General features: G+C 72.8%; 23 protein-coding genes. 5 read left to right on the top strand and 18 right to left on the bottom strand.

What is annotated here, in order from left to right; translation table 11 throughout:
• Positions 1-5: 5 nt before the first annotated feature.
• Positions 6-1,574 (bottom strand): class I adenylate-forming enzyme family protein, encoded by a 1,569-nt coding sequence (locus ACZ6Y1_RS33720; RefSeq protein WP_469638999.1) that lies wholly within the window; start codon positions 1,572-1,574, stop codon positions 6-8.
• A gap of 105 nt (positions 1,575-1,679) precedes the next feature.
• Here ACZ6Y1_RS33720 and ACZ6Y1_RS33715 point away from each other — a divergent pair, with 105 nt between their 5' ends.
• Entirely contained in the window at positions 1,680-2,147 is a 468-nt protein-coding gene (locus ACZ6Y1_RS33715; protein ID WP_469638996.1) for a nuclear transport factor 2 family protein, read from the top strand.
• A 39-nt stretch (positions 2,148-2,186) separates the two neighbouring features.
• Here the strand turns inward: ACZ6Y1_RS33715 and ACZ6Y1_RS33710 are convergent, their stop codons facing one another.
• From ACZ6Y1_RS33710 to ACZ6Y1_RS33650, 13 genes are all read right to left on the bottom strand, one after another.
• Positions 2,187-2,501, bottom strand: a complete 315-nt coding sequence (locus ACZ6Y1_RS33710; RefSeq protein WP_469638993.1) for a hypothetical protein — start codon at positions 2,499-2,501, stop codon at positions 2,187-2,189.
• Positions 2,502-2,727: 226 nt separating this feature from the next.
• Entirely contained in the window at positions 2,728-3,051 is a 324-nt protein-coding gene (locus tag ACZ6Y1_RS33705) for a replication initiation protein, RepL2 (RefSeq protein WP_469638989.1), read from the bottom strand.
• Positions 3,048-3,536, bottom strand: coding sequence for a MarR family transcriptional regulator (locus ACZ6Y1_RS33700; protein WP_469638986.1), 489 nt, complete (start codon positions 3,534-3,536; stop codon positions 3,048-3,050). Before ACZ6Y1_RS33700 ends, ACZ6Y1_RS33705 begins: the two co-directional genes overlap by 4 nt.
• A 786-nt stretch (positions 3,537-4,322) precedes the next feature.
• Positions 4,323-4,949: a class I SAM-dependent methyltransferase gene (locus ACZ6Y1_RS33695; protein WP_469638983.1), complete on the bottom strand. Its 627-nt coding sequence runs from the start codon at positions 4,947-4,949 to the stop codon at positions 4,323-4,325.
• A 79-nt stretch (positions 4,950-5,028) separates the two neighbouring features.
• On the bottom strand, positions 5,029-6,297 hold the full coding sequence (locus ACZ6Y1_RS33690) for a beta-ketoacyl-[acyl-carrier-protein] synthase family protein (RefSeq protein ID WP_469638978.1): 1,269 nt from the start codon (positions 6,295-6,297) through the stop codon (positions 5,029-5,031).
• The gene (locus tag ACZ6Y1_RS33685; RefSeq protein WP_469638975.1) at positions 6,294-7,079 is read right to left on the bottom strand and encodes a thioesterase II family protein; all 786 of its coding nucleotides are present in this window, start codon (positions 7,077-7,079) and stop codon (positions 6,294-6,296) included. The genes ACZ6Y1_RS33690 and ACZ6Y1_RS33685 overlap by 4 nt, the downstream gene beginning before the upstream one ends.
• Positions 7,080-7,111: 32 nt before the next feature.
• Positions 7,112-7,933, bottom strand: a complete 822-nt coding sequence (locus ACZ6Y1_RS33680; RefSeq protein WP_469638972.1) for an AfsR/SARP family transcriptional regulator — start codon at positions 7,931-7,933, stop codon at positions 7,112-7,114.
• Between the two features lie 255 nt (positions 7,934-8,188).
• Positions 8,189-8,980, bottom strand: coding sequence for a 4'-phosphopantetheinyl transferase family protein (locus tag ACZ6Y1_RS33675; protein ID WP_469638969.1), 792 nt, complete (start codon positions 8,978-8,980; stop codon positions 8,189-8,191).
• Positions 8,981-8,990: 10 nt separating this feature from the next.
• The gene (locus ACZ6Y1_RS33670) at positions 8,991-10,757 is read right to left on the bottom strand and encodes a polyketide synthase (RefSeq protein ID WP_469638966.1); all 1,767 of its coding nucleotides are present in this window, start codon (positions 10,755-10,757) and stop codon (positions 8,991-8,993) included.
• A gap of 16 nt (positions 10,758-10,773) precedes the next feature.
• Positions 10,774-11,463 carry a phosphopantetheine-binding protein gene (locus ACZ6Y1_RS33665; RefSeq protein WP_469638963.1) on the bottom strand — a complete coding sequence of 230 codons (690 nt, stop codon included), beginning with the start codon at positions 11,461-11,463 and terminating at the stop codon, positions 10,774-10,776.
• 32 nt (positions 11,464-11,495) lie between these two features.
• The gene (locus ACZ6Y1_RS33660; protein ID WP_469638960.1) at positions 11,496-12,347 is read right to left on the bottom strand and encodes a ScbR family autoregulator-binding transcription factor; all 852 of its coding nucleotides are present in this window, start codon (positions 12,345-12,347) and stop codon (positions 11,496-11,498) included.
• Positions 12,348-12,360: 13 nt separating this feature from the next.
• Entirely contained in the window at positions 12,361-13,212 is an 852-nt protein-coding gene (locus ACZ6Y1_RS33655) for an AfsR/SARP family transcriptional regulator (RefSeq protein ID WP_469638955.1), read from the bottom strand.
• A gap of 238 nt (positions 13,213-13,450) precedes the next feature.
• Positions 13,451-14,086, bottom strand: a complete 636-nt coding sequence (locus ACZ6Y1_RS33650) for a ScbR family autoregulator-binding transcription factor (protein WP_469638952.1) — start codon at positions 14,084-14,086, stop codon at positions 13,451-13,453.
• 445 nt (positions 14,087-14,531) lie between these two features.
• Here ACZ6Y1_RS33650 and ACZ6Y1_RS33645 point away from each other — a divergent pair, with 445 nt between their 5' ends.
• Positions 14,532-15,527, top strand: coding sequence for a ScbA/BarX family gamma-butyrolactone biosynthesis protein (locus ACZ6Y1_RS33645; RefSeq protein WP_469638949.1), 996 nt, complete (start codon positions 14,532-14,534; stop codon positions 15,525-15,527).
• A 161-nt stretch (positions 15,528-15,688) separates the two neighbouring features.
• Here ACZ6Y1_RS33645 and ACZ6Y1_RS33640 read toward each other — a convergent pair whose 3' ends face one another.
• A complete protein-coding gene (locus tag ACZ6Y1_RS33640) occupies positions 15,689-16,534 on the bottom strand; it encodes an NAD(P)H-binding protein (RefSeq protein ID WP_469638944.1) in 846 nt (281 codons plus the stop codon).
• A gap of 132 nt (positions 16,535-16,666) precedes the next feature.
• Here ACZ6Y1_RS33640 and ACZ6Y1_RS33635 point away from each other — a divergent pair, with 132 nt between their 5' ends.
• Entirely contained in the window at positions 16,667-17,338 is a 672-nt protein-coding gene (locus ACZ6Y1_RS33635) for a ScbR family autoregulator-binding transcription factor (RefSeq protein WP_469638941.1), read from the top strand.
• On the opposite strand, the gene ACZ6Y1_RS33630 is transcribed toward ACZ6Y1_RS33635, so the two are convergent.
• On the bottom strand, positions 17,281-19,029 hold the full coding sequence (locus ACZ6Y1_RS33630; RefSeq protein ID WP_469638938.1) for an FAD-dependent monooxygenase: 1,749 nt from the start codon (positions 19,027-19,029) through the stop codon (positions 17,281-17,283). The genes ACZ6Y1_RS33635 and ACZ6Y1_RS33630 overlap by 58 nt on opposite strands.
• A 281-nt stretch (positions 19,030-19,310) precedes the next feature.
• Between ACZ6Y1_RS33630 and ACZ6Y1_RS33625 the strand changes: the two genes are divergently transcribed.
• A complete protein-coding gene (locus ACZ6Y1_RS33625; RefSeq protein ID WP_469638934.1) occupies positions 19,311-19,808 on the top strand; it encodes an anthrone oxygenase family protein in 498 nt (165 codons plus the stop codon).
• A gap of 112 nt (positions 19,809-19,920) precedes the next feature.
• Here the strand turns inward: ACZ6Y1_RS33625 and ACZ6Y1_RS33620 are convergent, their stop codons facing one another.
• Both ACZ6Y1_RS33620 and ACZ6Y1_RS33615 read right to left on the bottom strand, forming a co-directional pair.
• A complete protein-coding gene (locus ACZ6Y1_RS33620) occupies positions 19,921-20,490 on the bottom strand; it encodes an anthrone oxygenase family protein (protein ID WP_469638931.1) in 570 nt (189 codons plus the stop codon).
• Positions 20,491-20,773: 283 nt separating this feature from the next.
• Entirely contained in the window at positions 20,774-22,222 is a 1,449-nt protein-coding gene (locus ACZ6Y1_RS33615; RefSeq protein WP_469638928.1) for a multicopper oxidase family protein, read from the bottom strand.
• Positions 22,223-22,423: 201 nt separating this feature from the next.
• Between ACZ6Y1_RS33615 and ACZ6Y1_RS33610 the strand changes: the two genes are divergently transcribed.
• Positions 22,424-23,812 (top strand): pyridoxal phosphate-dependent decarboxylase family protein, encoded by a 1,389-nt coding sequence (locus tag ACZ6Y1_RS33610; RefSeq protein WP_469638925.1) that lies wholly within the window; start codon positions 22,424-22,426, stop codon positions 23,810-23,812.
• The last annotated feature ends 24 nt before the right edge of the window (positions 23,813-23,836 follow it).

The raw sequence follows: 23,836 nt of genomic DNA, 5'->3' as shown, positions 1-23,836 counted from the left end.
ACGGCTCAGACGGCGGCTTCGACGGCGGCCCGGCTGTGCAGGGCCTGGCGCAGCCGGCGCCGCTCCGGCTTGCCGACGGGGGTGCGGGGCACGGCGTCGACGACCTCGACGCGGCGGATCCGCTCGAAGCGGGCCAGGCGCCGGTTGGCGCCGTCGACGATCGAGTCGAGGGTGTCGAGGAGGCGGGGTGCGTAGGGCTCGCGCAGCACGATCCCGGCCCAGGTCACGGCGCCGTGGACGGGGTCGGGCCAGCCCGTGACCACGCAGTCGGCCACCCGCGGGTCCTCGGCCAGGACGCTCTCGACGGCGGTGGGCGAGACGAGTTCGTTGTCGTACTTGAAGACGTCCCCGATCCGGTCGACGAGGAACAGCTCGCCGTGCTCGTCGACGTACCCGATGTCCCCGGTGGACAGCCAGCCTTCGCCGTCGACGCCCGGGTCCTCGTCCGGATCCAGGTATCCGGCCATCAGCTGGGGCCCGCGCACCTGCACCTCGCCGGTGGCGCGGGCGCCCAGCGGCTGCCGGCCTTCCAGGTCCACGATGCGGCATTCGGTGCCGGGCACGGGCCGGCCGACGGAGCCGGCCGGGCCTCCGTCGGGGCTCTGGCAGTGCGAGAGCGGGGACAGTTCGGCCATCCCGTAGCCCTGGACGACGGGGACGCCGAGCCGGGCGGAGAGCGCCGCGGCCGTGGCGGGCGCGAGCGCGGTGCCTCCGGACAGGACGGCCGTCAGCGCGGGCCCGGCGGGCACCCCCTCGGTCCACGGGCCGGCCTGCGCGAGCCGGCCGGCGAGCCGGTGCAGCCGGGCGGGCAGCCCGTAGTAGTGGGTGGCTCCGGTACGGGCGGCCAGCGCGAGGGAGGCCAGCGGGTCGGGGCTGGTGCACAGCACCTGGGCGGCGCCCGCGAACACGGCCGAGTTCAGGTGCATGGTGTGGAAGAGCGGAAGGTGGTTGAGGGTGACCGAGCCGCCGTCCAGCCGGTGCGCGGCGGCGGTCTGGGCCGCGTTCGCCACCAGGTTGCGGTGGCTGAGCCGGACCCCGCGGGGGCGTCCGGTCGTACCGGTGGTGAACTGGACGCACGCGTCCGCGTCGAGGTCGGTCACGGGGAACGGGGCCGCGGACAGGCCGCCGGGCAGCGCTCCGGGAAGGCCGTCGCCCTCCGGCCCGACCACCACCACCGCGCGCAGCGCCGGCAGCCGTTCGCGCAGCCTGCCGAGCAGTTCCGCGGTGGCGGCGGGCACGAAGGCGACCTCGACGGCGGCGGCGGAGAAGACGTGCAGCAGCCCCGCCTCCTTGATGAGCGGGTTGACCAGCACGGCCGTGCCGCCACTGCGGACGGCTCCGTAGTAGGCGGCGGGGAACTCCGGCCCGAGGGTGTTGGCCACCCCGATCCGGGCCCCCGGCCGCCCGGTGAGGTGGCCGGCGCAGGCGGCGAACCGGTCGGCGAGGGAGTCGAGTTCGGCGAACGTGAGGTCGCCCGCACCGGTCCTGAGGGCGCAGCCGTCCGGGTCGCGCTCGGCGGCCCGGCGCAGCAGCCCGTCGAGGGGGAGCTGCGGGTAGGTGATGGAACTCGGCACGGCAGGGTCCTCCTCATCCTCCTCATCGGACGTGCCCCACCCTCGGCCCGGGCGCTTGAGAAGGATTCGAAGCGGGCTCGATGTCCGGTGCAGAAGCTGTCGGGCATGACCCCGACCACGACGATCGACGCGATGGACCGGTCCGCGCGGGAGCAGGTGGAGTTCGGCGTCCTCTATGCCGAGGTCCAGCAGTTCTACGCGCACCAGATGCAGCTCTTCGATTCGTTCCGGGCCGAACCGTGGGCTGCGACGTTCACCGAGGAGGCCGTCTTCGACGTCCCGACCCTGCCGGAGCCGGTGCGCGGGCGGGCCGCGCTGGCGGCGTGCGTACGCCACAACGAGGAAGTGGCGCGGCGCACGGGCGAGCGGCTGCGGCACTGGCTCGGCATGCTCGACGTACAGCAGCGCCCGGACGGCACGGTCCGCACGCGCGCCTACGCGCTGGTGTACATGACCCCGCCGGACGGCGTCCCGAAGGTGCACCGCGTGTGCGTCATGGAGGACACCCTGGTCCGCTCCCGCGGCCGCTGGCGCACGGCACACCGCCTGGTCTCCCGCGACGACCTGCCGTAGCCGGTCCCCGGCCCCGTCCTGACGCCGTGGCGGCGCACGTCAGCCGTTGACCCGCCGCAGCGGAACGACCACGCGCCGACCGGTGGCCTTCGCGCCCAGACGGAAGAACTTCACCTGGCCCACCTTGTGCGTGAACTCCATCCACCCCTCCGCCTCCAGCTCGCGCCGGCTCCGGGAGAAGTGCGAGGGGGGAATGCCGACGATCTCAGCCAGCTCTGCGGCCGTCATCTCCACCGAGTGGTCCATCCCGCCGAAGATCGCGTACGTCATCAGCAGGTTCTGCTTGAGGTGCGACAGTCCGCTTATCCGCAGACGCAGACCTTCGAGCTCGGGGTACGGGCTTTGGCGTGACATGGCGTTCGTCCTTCGGTGCTGCGTCGGGTCTCCCCGGGAGAGTAGGAAGGTGGTAGGCGGCTGCTGCGCCCGACAACGCCTGACGGGGCCGGGCGCGTGCGGTCAGTCCCCCAGGAACGTCTTGCGCCAGTCCAGCGGTTTCATGGCCGGCGCGGCCTCGGCGAGGGCCTGCGCGGAGGCCGTCTTGAGGCTGCTGAGCCATCGTCACGGAGAACTCTGAGCCGGTTCAGCCGCCGACTGCGCGCAGGTGCCCCCCGGGCCGGTCGCGCTCACGCTCTATCTCCGGCGTCAGACGGTAGACGCGCAGGCTCTTCGATACGGGCACCTCTTCCAGCCAGCCGAGGCCTACCAGTTCCTTGCGCGTGCGGGAGAACACGGGTGCGCTCATGCCGGCGGTCTCTGCCAGGACGGTTGCCTTCTCGATCACGGAGCCGTCCGCGCGCTGTTCTGCGGCTGCGTAGGTGATCACGACGAGCCGCTGGTTCGGGGTGAGGACACGGCCCGTGCGCTTGAGGAGGTAGTTCACGTCCTCGCTGTCGTGAATCTTCATTCGGAGGCTTCCTTCTTGTTCGTCTTGCGGCGGCTTGTGCGCGGGGTGCCGACGCGCATCTCCGGCGGATTCCAGTCCTTCACCGCTTCTCGATGCTGGAAGCCCGATCCGATGAACGCAAGATATGGCGTCGTCCGGTAGAAGGTCGTACGACCCACTCCTCCGGCCGGGACCAGGAGGCGGGCGGTCTTGAGGAGCTTCACGGTCTTACTCAGTGCGTCCGGGCTCATGCCGAGCTCGGCGGCGATTTCCACGCCGGTCATCTCCACCGGGCCCTGCTGTGCCTCGGTGGCGAACCAGTACCAGACGAGCACGCGGAACTGCCGGTCGGTGAGGCCGGACGCAGCCGAAGCGAGCTCGCGGCCTTTGCGGATGCCGACGTTGACATGAGGACCGCCGAAGGCGTACTTCGCCCGTTTGACCTCCTCGATGTCTCCCGTCTCCTCGTCGACGAGAGCAAGGATCTGCCGTGCGGGCTGTGCCATGAGACCGTCCCCCTGGAGTTGCTCTGAGCCAAGCGATCCGATTCCCGAGACGGGTTGCTTAGCTAGAAGCACATTGCCACATTGCTAAGCGTCCCGATCGCAGAAACGGTTCAATTGCCGCGTCGACAACCGACCCAACCCGACTCCCCGATCGGGTAACCCGATTCCAGGATCGGGTCAGGAATTACATCTCCGCAGGTCAGGCGAGTGCGGGGGCTACGTTCTTCTTAGTCCGCCATCAGGAACGACAGCCACCCCCGGTCCCTCGTGGGTCTGGGGTTGGTGGGGCCTGGCCCCGCACCTCGACCAGGGCCACGGCCCCGGCAGGCGGCTGCTCGCCCCATCGCTCCGCGAAGGCGCTCCCAGGTGGGTCCACCGCCGGCGACCACCGGTGCCCGCCGGGTCGGCGCGGGAGGAGGCGAATCAATTGGCGTGGCTGGTACCGGGGCTGGCTGATGCCCACATTGCTACCGGATCCCGCATGACGGGCATCGTCGTGGCTCGCTTTCTGTGGTTGCCGTTCCGACTCGGTGCATGGCGATCCGAGTACTGCGGCCGCAGGGCCACTCCCGTACGCGGAGGTTCGCGGAGCCACGGTGGAGGCTTTCGCCTGAGCGATCAGGCAGCAGGACCGACCCATACCTGCGCTGCCGTGAGGCCTTCCTCAGGACCTACCGGCACGCGTTGAGCAGCCAGAGGGGAGGTCCGAACCTTCGATCACCTCCCCGGAGCCTCACCTGGACAGGGGCCCGGTGTTACCGCCGCACGTCCTTCGACCCGTCGCTGTCAGGCCTCAGCCCGCCGAGCCCAGAACAGGACGTGACCGCTGTCGCCCTCGGGCACGAACTCCTCGTGAACCACGTCAAAGCCGGCTTGCACGAGCCATGCGCGGTTCGTAGGGGCGTCGGCGTGGCTCCACCACATCGCGGCCCCGCCACCGAGCCAGTTCTCATCGGTCCCGGTCCAAGCCCGATGCCCGGAGGTGCTCAGGAACCAGCCTCCCGGCCGCAGCCAGGAAGCGATCCGCTCCAGCAGGGCAGGCTGTTCCTCCAATGGAACATGGATCAGGGCGTACAGACAGACAACGGCGTCGAAGCTGTCCCGGGGGAACTCCGAGGTCGTGGCATCAGCCCGGATGAAGTGGGCGTCGGGCACAAGCTCCCTGGCCCTGCGGATCTGGACCTCGCTGATGTCGACACCCGTCACGCGGTGACCCGCCGCGACCAGGGACCGGGCTACGGGAACCCCGGTGCCGCACCCGATGTCCAGGACGGTGCCTGTCTCGGGGAGCCGACCGAGCAACTCCTCGATCCACGGACCGTATTTCGACTCGCTGCCAAATACCCTTTCGTAGTGCTCCGACAGTACGTCGTACCCGCGCCGGACCACTTCCTTCGGATCTTCAACGTTCACGCGCGCACGCTACGGCGCACCTGTCGGGAGCGCGACCGCATTTCGCTCAGGTTCAGTGGCCGGCCGTCCACGCGGGCCGTCAGACCCGCGTCACCAGCAGGGCGCTGTGCGTACCGGCGAAGCCGCTGCCCACCGTGAGGGCCGCCCCGACGCGCCGTTCGCGGGCGGTGACCGGGGTGTAGTCCAGGTCGCAGACCGGGTCGGGCTCGTGCAGGTTCGCCGTCGGCGGGACCACGCCGTGCTGGACGGCCAGGAGGCAGGCGGCCACGGCGAGGGCGCCGAGCGCGCCCAGCGAGTAGCCGATCATCGAGGCGACCGCGCTGACCGGTACCCGGTGGGCGTGGGCGCCGAGGGCGCGCTTGAGCGCGACGGTCTCGTGCACGTCGCCGCTGCGGGTGCCGGCGCCGTGCGCGGCCACGTGGTCGACGGCGTCCGGGGCCAGGCGGGCCTCGTCGAGGGCGGCCCGGACGGCTTCCGCGAGGTCGGCCCCGCCGGTGCGCAGCGCGGTCATGTGGAAGGCGCTGCTGCGCGAGCCGAACCCGGCGATCTCGCCGTACACGCGGGCCCCGCGGCGCCGCGCGTGTTCGAGTTCCTCCACGACGAGGAGGGCCGCGCCCTCGCCCAGGACGAATCCGTCGCGGGTGCGGTCGAAGGGCCGGGCGGCGCCCGCCGGGTCGTCGTTGCGGTGGTGCGAGGCGATGCGTACGGCGTCGAAGGCGGCCAGCGTCATCGGCGAGATCGGCGCCTCGCTCGCCCCGGCGACGACGACGTCGGCGATGCCCTCTCGGATCAGATCGAGGGCGTGCCCGAGGGCGTCCAGGCCGGATGTGCAGCCGGTGGAGAGCAAGGAGACCGGGCCCTGCGCGCCGACCGCGCGGGCCACTTCGGCGGCCATCGAGGAGGGCACGAAGTAGTCGTACAGCCGATCCGCCGCGCGCGCGTGGCCGAAGGCCGTACCGGCAGGGGTGGCCGCGGTGGCGGCGGCGAACTCCCGGTCCAGGGAGCTCGCGCAGCCGAGCGCGCTGCCCAGCGACACCGCCCGGCGCACCGGATCCGCGAGGCCGTCCAGCCCGCTGCCGTCCAGCCCGCTGTCGGCCAGCGCCTCCCGTGCGCCCGCCACCGCGAACTGCGCCACGCGGTCCAGCCGCAGCGCCTCGGTCAGGCTGAGCCCGCGGGCCAGCTCGTCGAACTCGGCCTCGGCGGCGACCTGTGAGCGGAACCCGGACGGGTCGAAGCGGGTCAGCGCCCCCGTGGCGGTGCGCCCGGAGGTGAGCAGGTCCCAGTAGCCCCGCACCCCGGTGCCGCCCGGGGCCACGACGCCCAGGCCGGTGACGACGGCCCGCCTCACCGGCCCCTCACCACGGCAGACGCGGCAGCCACGGCCGAGGCGGCAGACACGGCAGACGCGGGCCCCGCCACCCGCGCCACGACCCGTGCGGCCCGCCCGATCAGCCGCGGCAGCACCCGGTCGCGTACGAAGAAGTGCCCGCCGGGCACCGTGCGGTGGACGAACGGGCCCGTGGTCCAGCGCGCCCAGCCCGCCACCACCTCGGGGGTGACCAGGGGATCCTCGCGCCCCGAGACCGCCAGGACCGGCACGGGCAGCGGTGTCGCGTCCCGGCGGGCCGCGGTGCGCAGCGCTCCGGCGAGCCGGAGGTCGTCGCGCAGGACGGGGAAGACCATGCGGTGCCAGATGTCGCCGGGTCCGGTGCCGGCCGGTACCGCGTCGAAGGTGTCGAGCAGCCCGAGCAGTGCCGCGTCGGGCAGGTCGGCGGAGGCCGCCAGCGCGGCGGGCCCGTCGGGCGGGGGCACGGCGCCGAGGGCCAGCAGGGCGGGCAGCGGCAGTCCGTGCTCGTACAGGTGCCGGGTGAGGGTGTGGGCGACGATCCCGCCGAGGCTGTGCCCGTACAGCACGTACGGTTCCCCGGCGCGCGCCAGCGTGGCGACGAGCGGCGCGAGGTCCTCCAGGAGCCCGGCCCGGTCGGTCACCCGGGCCTCGCGGCGCCGCCGGTCCCGCCCGGGCAGCGGCCACGCGTCGGACTCCGTGCCCGGCCCGAGCAGCCTCGGCCAGTGGTGGAAGGCCGAGACCCCGGCCCCCGCGTGCGCGAAGCACCACACCCGTACGCCCATCCTCGTGCCCCTCCCGTGCCGGACCGGGCCGCTCAGGCCGCGTACAGGTTGAAGGTCGATCCTCCCCGCGGTCCGGCGACCACGTCGAGCGCCGGGTCGACCGCGAGCATCGCGTGGTGCAGCCGCTGGAGCTGAGGCGAGGGCTCCACGCCGAGGTCCTCGATCAGCCGGGCCCGCATTCTGCGGTAGATGTCGAGGCCGGTGGCCTGGCGGCCCGAACGGTAGAAGGCCACCATCGCCTGCGAGTGCAGTCCCTCGTGCTGGGGGTGGCGGGCGATCAGCTCCTTGAGCTCGGCGAGGAGTTCGGTGTGCCGGCCGAGGCGCAGGTCGGCGTCGATGCGCCGCTCGATGGTGCCGAGCCGGCTCTCCTCCAGGCGCATGACCTCGATCTCCAGGATCGGCCCGACGCGCACGTCGACCAGCGCGTTGCCGTTCCACAGCCCGAGGGCCCGGCGCAGCAGCGTGGCGGCGGACTCGTCGTCGCCCTGTTCGAAGGCGTTCTGGCCGCGCGTCACGAGCTGCTCGTACTCGTGGACGTCGACGGACTCGGGCGGGATCTGCAGGAGGTATCCGCCGTGGCGGGTGGCGAGCACCTCCTTGGCGTTGCCCGGGGCGCCCGGTCCCATGGCGGTGCCGAGGCGCCGGCGCAGCTGGAGTATGTAGGTCTGGAGGGTGGTGAGCGCGCTGTGCGGCAGCTGCGTCCCCCATATCTCTTCCATGAGTGTCGGTACGGGCATGACCCGGCCGGGGTAGAGCGCGAGCAGGGCGAGGATCTGGCGGGGCTTGCGTGCGGTCGGAACAATCGAGCCCCCGTTGACCTCGGCGCTCAAGGGACCCAGAACCTGAATCTGCATGGTCTCCTCCGTCACTTTCGTCGAGTTCCCCTCGATTTCCAGCCTTGACCCGTGCACGGTAGCGGGACTCCGCGAATAACCTCCGGATGCTTGAGCAGCCGTCGAGCGCGCTTCCAATTTCCTTTTCGTACAGGGGAGTTGCCGCTGGCGAAGGCGGTATACGGAAGGGCCTGCACTCCTTTTCCGCATTGCCACGGGCCGTTCGACCGACGCTTGAATCCTCCTGGAACGAGGGACTGTTTCCGGTCACGCAGGTCAGGTCAGGCGCAGTACCCGGGGTGCCGGGCGCGCCCAGGGAAATCCCTGCCGCAGATGAACGGCCGGCGGGCCGCCCGCCGGGCGTTCGAGCCGCACGGCGACCGCGGCGAGCGTCTCCGGCACCGGCTCGAACTCCAGGAAGCACCACCGGTCCGCGTCGCCATCGCCCTGCCCGTCCACCGTGAAGGCGAACGTGCCGCACTCGGCGGCGCGCGTGAAGGTGTACGTGCACGGGGCCGCGGCCGGGTCGGGTCCGGCGCCTCCGGCGCCCTGCGCGCACGCCTTCGCGTACGCCTGCCGGAGCGTCCACAGCCGCATGGCGCGGCGGGTGCGCGCACGCCCCCGGGGCGCGGCGGCGATCCAATCGCGTTCCGCCCGCGGGAAGGCCTCGACGACGCCGTCCAGGGCCGCCGCACCCCGGCCGAGGTGCTCCACGTCCACGCCGATGCGGTGGCCGCGGGCCACGCCGACGAGGGTGTGGCCGGGCGTGCGGGCGAGGTTGAAGTCCAGCGCGGCGCCCCCGCGCGGGAGTCCGCCCGGCGGCGGCTCGAGGTGGGGCCTGCCGTAGGGGGAGCGCCGCAGGACGGCCTCCGCCTCGGGGATGCCGGTCTCCATGGCCAGCACCCGGCGCAGCAGGGTGTGCGCCACGAGGTACTGGCGCCGGTCGCGTTCGAAGAGGAAGCGGGAGGCGGTCTCCCGTTCCTGCTCGTCGAGCCAGTGCGCGGCGAGGGTCGCCGAGACCGCGGGGGCGAGGTCCGCGTCGGGGCAGAACCAGAGGCTGATGCTCACCGGACGGCGCTCACCGCGCAGGCAGCCACAGCGCGGTGCGCAGCAGGGCGGACGGCGGGAGCGGGACGGACACCGCCGAGGCGCCCGGCGCGGCCTCCAACGCGGCCCAGTCCACGTCCACCCCGGTCAGCCACAGGTCGCGCAGCTGCCCGAGCCGGCCGCCGCGCCACAGGGCGGCGAGGTAGTCGGCGCTCTCGGGGGCCTCACCGAGGCGCATCGGGTCCCGGCGCCCGCCGCGCAGGTCGGCGCACGGCGTCTCCTCCTCCTCCAGCAGGCGCCCGAGTTCCTCCACGCCGTGGACGACGAAGGCGAGCCGGCAGTCCATGGCGGCGCGCCCGGTCCGCAGTCCGCGGGCGACCGCCGCGAGGCCGGGCACCTCGTGGCCCGCCCGCAGCCACTCCCCGAGCCGCCGTGCCGTGGCCCGCGCGTGCTCCGGGGTGGGCCCGGACACCAGTACGAGTTCCGCACGTCCGGCCGAGTGCTCCCGGACCGGCGGTTTCGGGGCTGCGTACTCCTCCAGCACCACCTGGGCGTCCACTCCGCCCGCGCCGCGCAGACCCGCGACCGCCCGTCGGGGTACCGAGGGGTCCGCCGGGTCGGGGCGGCTCCAGGGTTCGGCGGCCTCCCGGCCCGGCGCGGGGAGCAGGACGCCGTGGCGCAGCTGGAGGACGGCCCGGGTGAGCAGTGCCAGTCCGATGGCCGGGCCGCCGCCCTCCCCGACGGAGGGCCGCGCGCACGGCGCTGTCTCCCGCAGGCCCGGTTCCTGTTCGGCGGCCCCGGCCCGGTCCAGGGCCGCGGCGAGGGCAGCCCCGCCCCGGGCGTGGGCCGCCGCGCTGCCGCGGACGACGGCGTGGACGGTGTCGCCGTCGGCGAGGGCCCGGTCCAGCGGCTTCAGCAGCAGCGCCCCCACCGCCTCGCCCGCGCCCGGTCCTCGGCTCCGGGGGTGCAGCAGCAGGTGGACGCCTCCGACGAGGGCGGCCGTGCACTCCCCGCGTTCCAGGGCCGCGAGCGCGAGGTGCAGGGCTGTCGGCACGGAGGCCTCGGCGGTGTCCACGCACTGGCTGGGGCCGGTCAGGCCGAGCACCCGGGAGACTCCGTTGGCGATGTCCCAGTGGCCGCCGCGCGAGGGCGTGCCCGCCTCGGCGGCGAGCAGCGGCCAGTCGCCGGCTCCCGCGCCGACGAACACCCCGACGTTGCGGGGCGTTCCGTCCGGGGCGCGCAGGGCGTCGAGCCGGCTGCCGGTGCATCCGCCGTCCTCGAAGGCCTCCCAGGCGGTCTCCAGCAGCAGCCGTTCCCGGGGGTCGGTCAGGGCGGCCTCCTTCGGGTCGAGCCCGAAGAACTCCGCGTCGAACTCCGCGACCCGCTCCAGGTAGTGGCCGGCGTCGCCGCCGGGCCGGCCGGGCGGCGGCGCGGCAGCCGTGTCCCGGCCCTCGCACAGCAGCCGCCAGTACTCCGCCAGGTCGCGCGCCCCCGGATAACGTCCGGCCATCCCGACGACGGCCACGGGGGCCGCCCGCAGGGGCAGTTCCCGCGTCGGGGGCTCGTACGGCGTCATGGGCGCGACCGGCGCGACCGGCGCGACCGGCGCGACGGCCGTCGCGGCCGTTCCGTCGGCGGCGCCGAAAGCGCTGAGGGCGTCAACGGCGTTAACGCCGTTAACGCCGTTAACGGTGCTGCCCGTGCCGGCGGTGCCGACGACGGGCGCCAGCAGGGCCACCGCCTGTCTCCGGTCCAGGGTCCCGTCCTTGAACCGGGTCAGAATCTCCCGCTCGTCCATCCCGGCCCGTCTCCCCTCAGACCTGGGCCCGGCGCGGCAGCAGCAGGAGCGCCTCGGCCACGCTGAGCCGCCCGTCCTGCAGCGCGTCCAGGAGCAGTTCGAGCTCCCGGACGGCCGGCGGGGCGGCCGGGACGCCGGTCCGCCGGGCGATGTACGCCGCGAGCGCGTCCAGCGTCCGGTACTCGTGCAGCACCACGGCCCGCTCGTTCAGCCCGAAGACGCGGTTGACGACGGAGACGAACTCGGCGCCGAGGAGCGAGTCCACCCCCAGCCGCGGGAACGGGGTGTCCGCGTCCACGTCCCAGCTGTCGCAGCACAGGATCGCGGTGAGCTGCTCGCGCAGTACGTCGACGATCTCCGTGCCCGGGACCACCGGGACCGGCGGCACCTGCGTGACGGGCACGGCGGCGGAGGCGACCGGGACGACCTGCAGCGCCACCGGGTCGGCCGCCCGCACCACCTCCCGGGCGAAGGCGGCAGGAGTGGGGTGGTCGTAGAGGTCGCTCGGGCACAGGGCGGTCCCGTAGCGGGCGTTGACCACGGCCACGAACTCCGCGATCAGCAGCGAGCCGAGGCCGAGGAACTGGAAGGTCTGCTCGGGGTCGATCTTCTGCGGGTCCACCTTCAGCACGTCGCCGAGCACCCCGATGATGTCGGGCAGCACGTCGGCGGCGCGCGGTGGAGCGGAAGGACGGTCGTTCGTCATCGGTGACTCCTCCAAACCGGCGCCGATGCGGGTCAGCCGGCGCTGCCCGGGAATCCGTGCGCGTACGCGGCCCTCGGCGCCGCCGTACGGAAGCCGTCCTCCGCGCCCTCGGGTACGAGGCCGGGCAGCAGCAGCGTCCACAACGCGGCCACCCTGCGCTGGAGCTCCGCGCCGGGCATCCCGGTGCCCGCCATCACCTCGATCCCGCACACGGTCGCGGCGACGAGCGATTCGGCGCCCTCCCAGGGGCACCCCTCGCGCAGCTCGCCCGCGTCCCGGGCCCGGCGCAGCAGCCCGCAGGCCGCCGCGACCCAGACGCGGTGGAAGTCGGTGAGGGCGGGCAGGGTGTCCGCGCACTCCTTGGTGATCCGGAAGCTGGCGGGCACGGCCGGCTCGTCGAGCAGGGCCCGGGCCAGCCAGTGCGTCGCGTCGACCAGCGACTGGAGCGGGGAGAGCCCGGAGGCCTCCAGCGCCCGCAGGGATTCGTCGAGCAGCGCGCATCCGCGTTCCTGGACGGCCACGGCGAGTTCGTCCTTGGAGGCGAAGTGGAAGTACAGGGCCCCCTTGGTCACTCCGGCCGAGGCGGCGATCCCGCCGAGGGTCGCGTTCGCGTAGCCGTGGCGGTGGAACCATTCGGCCCCGGCGTGCACGAGCTTGCGGCGGGTCCGCTCCGAGCGCTCCTGCACGGCGGCGCCGGCCCGGCCCGCGCCCCGGCTCCGGGGCCGTGCCGCGGCGCGTACCGCGGTCCGGGCCGTCGTACGCGTCGTGGTCGGGGATGTCGTACGGGCTGCCGCCCGGTCGGTCGTACGGTCCGTCGCGCGGTCTGGCGTGCGGTCCGTGCTGCGGTCCGTGCTGCGGTCCGTCGTCTGAGGTGTCGCCCTCACGCGCGCGGCCATGTCAGCCCACGCGTACCAGTCGTCCGCCACCCGCCTCCGGCACCTCTGCCAGGCCGTCGGGGCTGGCCATGAGGATGGAGCGCTGGAGCCGGCGCAGGGAGGTGGAGGGTTCGAGGCCCAGTTCCCGTACGAGCGTCGCGCGCAGCCGCTGGTAGACGTCGAGGGCCTCGCCACGGCGGCCGGAGCGGTGCAGGGCGAGCATGAACTGGCCGTGCAGGTTCTCGTGCGTGCGGTACTGGCTGACGAGCACGGTCAGTTCGGCGAGCAGCTCGCGGTGCCGGCCGAGCCGCAGGTCCGCCTCGATGCGCTGGTCGAGGGCGCAGAGCCGGGTCTCCTCCAGCCGCCGGGTCTCCATGTCGAGCTGGATGCCGCCCTGTACGTCGGCGAAGGCGGGGCCCGACCACAGCGCCAGGGCCTCGCGCAGCTTGCGGGCGGCGCCGGGGAAGTCACCGGCGTCCATGGCCCGGTAGCCCATTCCGGAGAGCCGTTCGAACTCGCGTATGTCGCTGAGGCCGCCGCCGCTGTCGAGCAGGTAGCCGCCGGGCAGCGTGACGAGCACGTCCTTGGCGGTGCGCCGCCGGCCCTCGCACTCGCCGTCGCCCTCGGCGGGCGCGCCCTGCTCCAGGGCCGTCGCGATGAGGGTTCTTAACTGCAGTACGTAGGTCTGGAGCGTGGTCCGGGCGCTGCGCGGCGGGGTGCCCGCCCACAGCTCTTCGATCAGTGCCGATACCGGGACCACCTGGTCGGCATGGAGCGCCAGTATCGCCAGTACCTGTCGCGGCTTGGGGGCGGTCGGCGTGACGGAGATCCCCTGCTCCCGCACGGCCAGTGTGCCCAGTACTTCGATGTCCACGCCGTACTCCCCTGTCCTTGGATGAGCCGGTCTCAGTTAAAAACAGGACCCACGGTTTGTCAATAGAAAACCGACCGTGCTGTTTTGAGTTCATCACCCATCCATTCTGGGCCCAAACCTGCCTCTGACCTGCATATATCTGCTCGGGTCCGGGATCGACGGCGCCCACAGGAAGACTCCAGGGCCACTCCAGAACGGGCCGATACGCTGCTAAAACAAACCGGTTGCGCCGTACTGTCTAGCGGGCGCGGGTGCCCTCGGCCTCCAGGTCGGCGAGCAGGGCCGGCGCCACCAGGGTCGGCAGCAGCAGGCGCCAGAACCGGCTGACCGTCGCGGCCGAGAGCCACTCCGCGTCCCGGGACCCGAGCACCTCCAGGCCCACGGTCGCGGCCACCACGGCGCCCCCCGCGTCGCCCGCGGCCACCTCGGGCCGCAGCTCGCCCCCGGCGTCGGCCCGCTCCAGGGTCTGCTCGACCCACTGCCGCCACTGCCCGCGCAGATCCACCCGGGGCGAGCGGGACACCTCACCGCTCAGCTCGAACCCGGCCCGCAGCACGACGTCCGCACGCAGCGCGCCGGCCAGCCCGTGGGTGACGTCCACCAGGACCTGCACGCGGCTCGCTCCGCTCGCGGCCTCGGCGCCGGTGACGGCCAGCAGCCTGGTCAGCGCCGCCCCCTCGACGGCATCGGCCAGCGCCGCCTTGCTGGCGAAGTGGAAGTGCAGCGCCCCGTTGCTCACCCCGGCCAGCGAGCTGATCGCGGTGAGCGACGCGACCGGGAAGCCCTCCCGGTCGAAGACCTCGGCCGCCGACCGGATCAGGGCGTCGCGCGTGCGCGCCGCGCGTTCCTGCTTGACCATGGGCTGCTCCGTCACTGCGAGAGAGTGCGCGCCCGGTGAGGCGGGCAGGGCAAAGGTGCCGCGGAGCTGCGCGAGGAGGCGGTCCCGCTCAACGGAGCACTATAACAAACCGCCTGTGCGGTTTTTGTGTGGGCGGGCCACGGTCCACCCCGGCTCGACTGCGGGGATCTGCCCAGCCGAGGGCGTCCGGCCACCTTCGGCACCGGCGCTCAAGACCGGCTCGCAGCCCACTCGAGCGGCCTATGCCCCCAGCAACACCTAAATACTGGGCGGAAGTTGTGAAGAAAGACGGGACAAGCCGCCCGACCAGGAGTAAGAGGTAATGAAGAGAAGATCCCTCCACTTCACCCGATAGCGGATGGTCGGGTACCGCTAGAGATTAAACCGGCTGGTCTGTATCTTCCTGGCCCAGAGACACCGAGGCACAAGCCCTTCTCGCCAGCGCAGCCTAGGGGGAGCCATGTCCGCCAGCACGTTTCGCGTCGAGTCCAAGGTCAGCACCGCAGCGGGAGGCCTCGCCTCTCCCCTGTCACTCCAGAACGGCTTCCGGTTCCCGTCCCTCACCGTCACCGTTCCGAAGGAACTCGTCCACCGGGCGTCCGTCGCCGAGGTCGTGCTCACCGACTGGCAGCGACTGACGGAGGACCGCTTCCTCGTGTCCGCCCAGTGGCCCCGCGCCCACAGCTTCTTCACGCCCGTCGCGGACGGCTACCACGACCCGCTCATCATGTGCGAGACGGTCCGCCAGTACAGCATCCTGCTGGCCCATGCCGAATTCGGCGTCCCGCTCGGCCACCAGTTCATCATGTGGGACCTCGGCATCACCGTGCGCCCCGAGCACCTGCGCGTGGGCCTGGAGCCCGCCTCGCTCGACATCGAGATCACGTGCACCGAGGTGGAGCGGCGCGGCAAGAACATCTCGAAGCTCCGCTTCGAGTCGGTCGTATGGCGCGACGGCTACGTCGTCGCCACCGGGAACGGCTCGTGCTCCTGCATGCCGCCGGCGGTCTACCGGCGCATACGCGGCGCGCACACCCTCGGCGACGACTGGCACCAGCTCCCGCTCACCAGCCCGGCGGCCCCGCAGAGCGTGGGCCGCATGTCCCCGATGGACGTCGTCCTGTCCCCCACGGCCGAGCCGGACCGCTGGCAGCTGAGAGTGGACACCCGCCACCCCGTCCTCTTCGAACACGCCGTGGACCACGTCCCGGGCATGCTGCTCCTGGAGGCCGCCCGGCAGGCCACGGCCGCCCTGCTCGGCCGCTCGTCCTACCTCCCGCTCTCGGTCGCCGGCCAGTTCATGCGGTACGCCGAGCTGAACTCCCCCTGCATGATCGAGGCCCGCAGGATCGCCGGCCCGTCCCCCGACGGCGAGGAGACCGTGCTGGTCACGGCCCATCAGGACGGCGTCCTCGTCTTCAGCGCCACCGTGACGGCGGGCACGCACGGCTGCTGACGGTGCGCGGGCCTGTACACGGGCCCGCGCACAGGCCCCGTACACAGACGCCGTACGCAGGCCCGTACGCGCACCGCCGCGCACGCCCAGACGCACAGGCACAGGCACGCGCACGCGGACGCGGACGCGGACGCGGACGCGGACGCCGCCGGGTTCCCGCCTCACGCGGCCCCGAACGCCCCCAGGTGGTCACTCGCCCACGCCCTGAAGGACCCGGCCGGACGCCCCAGCAGGGCCGGAACCGTGTCGTCCACCCGGCCCTTCCCGGCCTGCAGCTGCCGCCCCGCCCGGTACACGAGGGCGTCGGCCACGGCCACGGGGTGGACCCTGCGCAGCGCGGTGCGCGCCTGCTCCGGTTCCAGTTCCGCACAGCGCAGCGGGCGGCCCAGCAACTCGGCGAGCTGGGCCGTCTGTTCGACCGCCGTGAGCGCCCCGGGTCCGGTCAGCGTGTAGGTCCGACCCGCGTGCCCGTCCTCGGTGAGCGCCCGCACGGCCACCTCCGCCACGTCCCGCGGATCGACGCAGGCGACGGCCGCCGTGGGGTGCAGGGCCCGGACCACTCCGTCCTGCCGCACGGACCGGGCCCAGGAGAGGGCGTTGGACATGAAGGCACGGGGGCGCAGCAGCGTCCACTCCATGCCGGAACCGCGCACCGCCTCCTCCTGGGCGCGCTGCCCCCGCGACAGCACGTCGTCGGCCCCGTCGTCCGTGACGGCCGCGGCGGACAGCTTCACCACGTGGCGGACCCCGGCCGACCGCGCGGCCCGCACGACGCGGGCGTCGTCCTCCCCCAGCCGGTTGGTGACCAGGAAGAGGGCCGTCACCCCGTTCAGCGCCGCCGCGAGCGAGCGCGGGTCCTCGTAGTCCCCGTAGACGGTGCGGGCCCGCCGCGGTGCGTCCGCGACCCGCTCCGGGTCCCTGGCCATGATCCGGACCGGCCGGTCGGTGGGGAGCCTGCGGACGACCTCGCGTCCGATCGTCCCGGTGGCCCCAGTGACGAGGATCATGCTGTTTCTCCTCCGGCATTCAACATCTTGTGCCTCATGGATCGGACGTAGACCATTGGAATCTGTAAGATACGAACTGAGCGGTTTTTTTTATTGACCTCGAACTCGTGATCCTGGGAAGGGAGAGCCGGCGTGGCAGAGCAACTCCGAGCCGTCCGTACACGTCAGGCGATCCTGGTGGCAGCGGCCAAGATCTTCGAGGAGTACGGGTACCAGGCCGCGACGATCTCGCAGATCCTCAGCGCGGCCGGGGTGACAAAGGGCGCCCTGTACTTCCACTTCCAGTCGAAGGAGGACCTGGCGCAGGGCGTGCTCGCCGAGCAGGACCAGCGCCTCGTCCCGCCCACCCGGGCCACCAAGGTCCAGGAGCTCGTCGACGCGGTGATGCTGCAGGCGCACCGCCTGTCGACCGACCCCATCGTGCGCGCCGGCGTCCGGCTGACGATGGACCAGCGGGCGCACGGCCTGGACCGCAGCGGCCCGTTCCTGCGCTGGAGCGAGGTCGGCGTCCACTTCCTCCAGCAGGCGCAGGAGCAGGGCGAGCTGCTGCCCCACGTCGTGCTGACCGAGACCGCGGACGTCATCGTGGGGTCCTTCGCCGGCGTCCAGTCCATGTCCCAGGCCATCTGCGACTACAGCGACCTGGTGAGCCGGGTCTCGGCGCTGATGCGGCACGTGCTGCCCAGCGTGGTGGTGCCCTCCATCCTCGCCTCGCTGGACCTCTCCGAGACCCGCGGTGCCACGGTCTACGCCGAGGCCCTGAAGGCGGCCGAGGAGCAGGAGCTCGCGGGCGCCGTCGGCTGAACCACCGGCCCGGACCACGCCACGCCCCCCACCCCACCCGGCGGCCCATCCGCACCGGGCCACTCCGCCGCACCCGGCGCCGCGCCGGACCGCCCCGCCGCGCCGGGCCACTCCGCCGCGCCCGGGCGCCCCACCCCACCCGGCCGCCCCGCCGCACCCGGCCGCCGGGTGCTGCCGACCGGCCGGGGCACTGCCCGCCCGTCACGCCCGTCGGCCGCGTCCGCAACCGGCCGCCCCAGGTACTCCGACACCGCCGCCGACAGCTCCGCGGCGCCGGGCGTCCACGCCAGGTAGCCGTCGGGTCTCACCAGCAGCGCGTCGTACGGCACGTCGGGCGTGGGCAGCGCCCGCACCACGTGCAGCGCCCCCTCCCACGACCGCGCCTCCGCCTCGCGCGAGGCGCCCTGCTCGCCCAGCAGCAGGAGCAGCGGGCGGCCGTCCCGCAGGAGCCCGATCACATCCGTCGGACCCGTCTCCGTGTGCAGCGGCGCGTTGTAGAGAAACGTTCCTGCACCGGGCGAGGCGCGATCCGCGGAAACCGGGAGCACCGTGTCCTGTGCGCTGATCATGCCGCTGAGCCGCCCGTGACCACCGCCCGCGGACAGCAGCTCGGTGAACACCGTGCGCAGGGCGTCCGGTTCGGGTCCCGGCCGCATCAGGGCCAGCTGGGCCCGGGTGTTGCCGATGACCCGCTCGGCGGCGGGCCTGCGCTCCGCGTCGTACGTGTCGAGCAGCTCCGGGGCCGCCGTGCCGCGCACGGCGAGCGCCAGCTTCCAGCCGAGGTTGAGGGCGTCCAGCACCCCGGTGCTGAGGCCCTGGCCGCCGATCGGGAAGTGCACGTGCGCCGCGTCCCCCGCGAGGAATACACGGCCCGCCCGGAAGGTCCGGGCCAGCCTGGTGGCGTCGCTGAACCTGCTCAGCCAGCGGGGATCCGCCATGGCGACCTCGTGCCCGGCGATCCGGGACACCTCCCGCCGTAACTCCCCCAGCGTGGGCTCCCGGTGCCGGTCGCCGTGGGCTCCGGCGCAGTCGAGGGTGCGGATGTGCGTGCTGCCCTCCGGGTCGCGCTTGGAGACGATCCAGCCCCGGTCCGTACGGAGCCAGCCCTCCGGCAGCGCCGCCGGGTCCGCGAGCGTGACCGTGCCCATCAGCGAGGCGACCGTGGCCGGCCGGAGGTCGGCGGCGATGCCCGCGCGTTCACGGACCGTACTGCGCGCCCCGTCCGCCCCCACCACGTACTGGGCGGTGCAGGTGAGCGGCCCCTGCGGCCCGTACGCCGTGACGCTCACCCCGTCCGGGTCCTGGAGGACCTCGGTCACCCGCAGCCCGCGCAGGATCCTGGTCCCCGCCGCCCGGGCCCGTCCCTCGAAGTGGCGCTCCAGCTCGGCCTGCCGGCACTTGAGGACCGGCTGCGGCTCGGTGCGGGGGGCGGCGATGAGCAGGCCCGACAGTCCCGCGAAGTGGAAGGGGGCGGGTCCGGCGGCGCCCGCGGGCCGGGCGCCCGGTTCCGGGAGGTGGCCCCGCCTGGCCAGGCACTGCACCGCTCTGGCGTGCAGCGTGGTCGCCTTGGGCCGGTCCGAGACCCGGGTCTGCGGTTCCAGCAGGACGGTGTCGACCCCGTACCCGGCCAGCTCGGCGGCGACCAGCATCCCGACCGGCCCCCCGCCGACCACGACCACCTGCGCCTGCATGTGAAGTAACCCCTGCACAGCGGTGCCCTCCCCCTCGACAGCCCGTGTCCATCCGGCGGAGCCGAAAATATACCGGCGGCCCCGTTTGTTTTCCAGGAGCCACGCCCACGGGATCCGAGCAACCACCGTCCCTCCGGCGGGAGTTCGGGCGAGGCGGCTCAAGACCCGCTGGAAGGCCGCTCGAATCCTCCGTACGCCACCTGGCCTACCCCCGTATAGTCGCCATGCCTTGACCATTCGATGACCCGTTCCCGAAGAACCGATGACCCAGGGGGAGCCCCATGGAGACCGCACGCCTGGCCTCGCTCATCGCCGCGACCCTCACCATGGGCCTGGTCAGCGGCCTGTTCTACGGCTTTTCCGTCTCCGTGATGCCGGGTCTGAAGCGCACGGACGACCGGACCGTCATCGAGGTCATGCAGCACATCAACAAGGCCATCCTGAACGGCTGGTTCGTCCTCGGCTACATCGGGGCGTTCCTCTTCACGGCCCTCGCGGTGGCCCTGCACGTCCCGTCCGACGGCCGTGACGTCCTGCCGCCCCTGATCGCGGCCCTGGTCTGCTACATCGTCTCGATGGGTGTCACCAACAAGGTGAACATCCCGCTGAACAACGCCCTGGAGAAGGCCGGCCCGGTCGCCCGGATCGCCGACCCGGCCGCCGTCCGGCGCACCTTCGAGGGCCCCTGGGTCCGCGCCAACGTCTGGCGCACCCTGCTGTGCACCGCGGCCGTCGGCTTCCTGGCCTGGGCCCTGTACCTCAACGGCCAGGCCGCCTGACCGGGGCGGCACGCCCCACCCGGACGCCCGTACGCACGAAGTCCCCCGGTCGGGTGGGCCGGGGGACTTCGTCGTGGTGCGTGGGGGGATCGGGACCGGCGGCGTCGGTGGATCAGCGGGTGGCCCGGCCGAAGAGGATCAGGGCGCGGGACATGGCGGTCAGGCCCAACGTGCACAGCAGGGTGCGCAGGATGTTGGTGGAGACCCACGTGGTCTTGAACTTCTCCACGATCGAGAAGTCCGTCAGCTTCGCCGCGTCACCGACGTCGGCCAGCTCGTTGTTGAGGGGGATGTTCACGGAGAAGGTGATCATCAGGACGACGAAGTAGGCCAGGGCCGCGGCCCCGACCCAGATCGCCACGTTGCGGCGGCCCTTGCGGAACTCGATGACCGCCGAGGCGGCGGACGCGAGCAGGGCGACGATGAACGCCATGCCGAAGAGTCCGTTGCCGTCGATCTTCGAGTTGAAGTTCTGCATGGCGGTGACGTACGTGCGCTCGTCGCCCGCGGCCAGGCCCGGCATGACCGAGACGTCGAAGGCGAAGAACAGGCCCGCCATCAGACCGATGAGGACCGTCGAGACGATCAGCAGGGAGGTCGCGAGCCCGGAACGCTCGGCGGACGCCGGCGCGGGCTGCTGGGGCGGGGCGTAGTAGCCGCTGCCGGCCGGATTGGAGTTCATGGGACATCCTCGTCTGGGGGTGGTGGGAGTTGTGCTCGCCCTCGGCACGGACATCCGATCGTGGCACTCCCCGCCAAGGCCCTGCCATGGGTTTCCACCAGTGCTTGAGCGGGGCTCAAGCGGCCGTACTCGTGCACGTGGACTCATGCGGAGATCCGTGGGGGACACGGCCGGACATGGTCTGTTGCCCAGGATTCTTCCGACGCTCCCTCGGCTCGCCCTTGAGCGTTCGTCGAGCGGGGCGACAGCGCGGCCGCGCGCCCCGCCGGACGGCCGGGCGCGCTCAGCGCACGCGGAAGTTCGCCATCATCCCCATCGCCGAGTGGTCCAGCAGGTGGCAGTGGTAGACGTACGTCCCGCGGTAGGTGTCGAAGGTGGCGTGGAGCTTCACCGTCTCGCCGGGGAACAGCCGGACGGTGTCCTTCAGCCCGGCCTCGGACGGGGCCACCGGGGCGCCGTTGCGCTCCAGTACCCGGAACTGGATCAGGTGCATGTGGAAGTTGTGCGGGACGATCTTGTTCGCGTTGGTGACGGTCCAGATCTCCGACGTGCCGTGCGCGATCGTCTGGTCGATGCGCTGGTAGTCCCACTCCTGCCCGTCCATCAGGCCCCGCGGCTCCTCGCGGCCGTCCTCGTCCATGCTGAGGACGATGTTCCGCTGGACCGTGGCCGTCCGCATCGCCGGCAGCGTGCGCAGCACGTCGGGCACCCGGCTCGGGTCGGCGGCCGTCCGCACGACGTCGAAGCGCAGCACCTTGCCCACCTGGTCGGGCGTCCCCGGGCCCAGGGTGTTCTCCAGGACGATCTTCGTGCCGACCGGGTAGCGGGAGAAGTCGATGACCACGTCCGCGCGCTCCGCCGGGGACAGCCCGACGGTGTCGGTGGTGAAGGGGCGTTCCAGCAGTCCGCCGTCCGTGCCGATCTGGATCATCTGGCCGCCGTCGGCCAGGCGCAGCTGGAAGAAGCGCATGTTGGAGGAGTTGAGCAGCCGGAAGCGGTACTTGCGCGCCGCGACCTCGACATACGGAGACGGACGGCCGTTGGCGAGGATCGTGGTCCGCCCGAAGACGTCGTCCATCTGGTAGACGAGCTGTCCGGCCTCGTCGAAGCGGGCGTCGCGCAGCGCGATCGGGACCTCGTACTGTCCGGCCGGCAGCGGCAGCGCGCGCTCGGTCTCGTCCGAGAGCAGGTACATGCCGGACAGGCCGCGGAAGACGTGCTCCGACTCCATGTGGTGGGCGTGGTCGTGGAACCAGAGCGCCGCGCCCGGCTGCTGGTTGGGATAGGTGTACGTGCGCGAGGTGCCCGGCCCGAAGGTGTCCATCGGGCCGCCGTCGTTCTCCGGTGAGACGCTGCCGCCGTGCAGGTGGACCGAGACCGGCATGGTGAGGCTGTTGCGGTGCCGGATCGACACCGGCCGCCCGGAGCGGGCCCGCAGCACCGGGCCGGGGAAGTTGCCGTTGTAGGTGAGGACCTTCGTCTGCACCCCGGGGATGATCTCCCGCGCCACCTCCTTGATGGTGACGGCGTACGTGTCCTGGCCGCCCAGCACGGAATACGGCGAGAGCACCGGCAGCGTCGGCATCTTCACGGTGAACGGCGCCGGTACGGTGACCGCCTCCGTGGCCCGCGCGGATCCGGCGTTGAGCAGCGGCGCCAGCCCGCCGGTGGTGAGCAGGCCCGCACCGGCCGCGCCTATGGCGCCGCCGAGCACGCTGCGTCTGGTGACCATGGGTTTCCTCCTGGGACGGGTGGGGACCGCGCGGGTGTCGCGCCGCGAGTGGAACAGAGCCGGCTCGCAGGTCGCTCGAGCCCGGATGGGGTCAGGTTGCGCGGGCCTTGCGGGGGCCGGGCAACCCTTACTCGTGCGTACGTACGACCGCGTACGCCCGACTTGTGCCGCCCTGTCCGGCGGCCGCTGGGGGAGATTCCCGTGGACCTGAACGACCTGCACGACTTACGCGACTGGCTGCCGCGCGCGCTCGGGGTGGCCGAGCGGTGGGGCGGCCAGTTCGGCCCCTACGAGACCCACGACGCCCACCGGGTGCCTCCCGACGCGTTCACCGAGGCCTTCGACAGCCTCGCGAAGCGGATGGACCACAACTATCCGTTCTTCCACCCGCGTTACGCCGGACAGATGGTCAAGCCCCCGCACCCGGCGGCCGTGACCGGCTACCTCACCGCGATGCTCTTCAACCCGAACAACCACGCCGCGGAGGGCGGCCCCGCGACCACCGAGATGGAACGCGAGGCGGTCGCCGAGCTGGCCGCCATGTTCGGCCTCGCCGCGCACGTCGGGCACCTCACCACCAGCGGCACGATGGCCAACCTGGAGGCGCTGTACGTCGCCAGGCAGCTGCACCCGGACCGGGGGGTCGCGTACAGCAGCGAATGCCACTACACGCACGAGCGGATGTGCCACGTCCTCGGCATGCAGGGCCACCGCATCCCCTCCGACGCCCACGGCCGCATCGACCTCGACGCGCTGGAGGACGCCCTGCGCGGCGGCCGGATCGGCACGGTCGTCGTCACCACCGGCACCACGGGCCTGGGCGCGGTCGACCCGGTCCACGAGGTGCTCCCCCTCGCCCGCCGGTACGGCGCCCGGGTGCACGTCGACGCGGCGTACGGCGGCTTCTACGCGATCCTCGGCCGCTCCGCCACCGGCGACATCGACCCCGCACCCTGGCGGGCGATCGCCGAATGCGACTCGGTCGTCGTCGACCCGCACAAGCAGGGCCTGCAGCCCTACGGCTGCGGGGCGGTCCTCTTCCCGGACCCCCGGGCCGGCCGGCACTTCGCGCACGACTCGCCGTACACGTACTTCACCGACTCGGACCTGCACCTGGGCGAGATCAGTCTGGAGTGCTCACGGGCGGGCGCGGCGGCGGCGGCCCTCTGGCTGACCCTGCAGCTCCTCCCCCTCACCCCGGACGGCTTCGGCAGGATCCTCGCCGCGAACCGCCGCGCCGCCCTGAACTGGTCGGACCTGCTGACGGGGTCCGAGGCCCTCACCCTCTACCAGCGCCCGGACCTCGACATCGTCACGTACTTCCCGACGCCCTCCTCCCCCTCCCTCTCCTCCATAGACGCGGCCTCGGACCGGCTGCTGCGCGACGGCATGACGTCCGAGGCCGACCCGGTGTTCCTGAGCGTGCTGCGCGCCGACGCCGACGCGTTCGCACGCCGCCACCCGCAGGTGGTGCGCGACGCGGACGCGGCCCGGGTGATCCGCAGCGTCCTGATCAAGCCGGAGCACGAGCACTACCTCCCGGTGCTCCACGCCCGCGTGGCGGAACTCGCCGCACGGGGCCGCGCCTGACGGAACACGCCCTCCCGTCCCACC

Source organism: Streptomyces sp. NPDC053432 (genome assembly GCF_055585365.1).
The sequence above is the reverse complement of the archived record's forward strand: the minus strand, read 5'-3'. Positions and strand labels throughout refer to the sequence as shown.